At 39.8% G+C, this 352-nt stretch carries 1 protein-coding gene; it reads right to left on the bottom strand.

All coding sequences use genetic code 11. The features are described from left to right. A partial coding sequence (locus tag SB725_RS30360) for a UDP-3-O-acyl-N-acetylglucosamine deacetylase (RefSeq protein ID WP_410923051.1) occupies positions 1–352 on the bottom strand: 352 nt, incomplete at both ends.

The raw sequence follows: 352 nt of genomic DNA, 5'->3' as shown, positions 1-352 counted from the left end.
AATGCTAGGTTATTTTGACGTAGCGCTTCTATATCACGTAAAAATCCAAAAGTACGCGCAGTGCTTAATTGTTCGATGAAATTCTGTGTAGAGAACTGCAACTGTGCATGCTGAAAGTTCTTATCAAACGCAGGATGATCAAAATCAATTTCGAAATTTAATTCATACCCTTCATAAGGACGTAGCTCTGCCCATTTATCTTCTAGCTTTACTCGTACTGGACGTATAATTTTAATAAACTTCTTGGCCGCTTCTTGCTCACAGAATCCTGCATCTAGTAAAAGCGCGACGAAAGGCGCAGCGCTACCATCCATAATTGGTATTTCTGAAGCAGAGACACGAATCAACAGAT

The sequence above is a fragment of the Pseudomonas sp. SIMBA_041 genome (genome assembly GCF_046535095.1).
GTDB classification, from domain to species: domain Bacteria; phylum Pseudomonadota; class Gammaproteobacteria; order Pseudomonadales; family Pseudomonadaceae; genus Aquipseudomonas; species Aquipseudomonas mucoides.
This window is presented reverse-complemented; position numbering and strand designations above follow the sequence as displayed.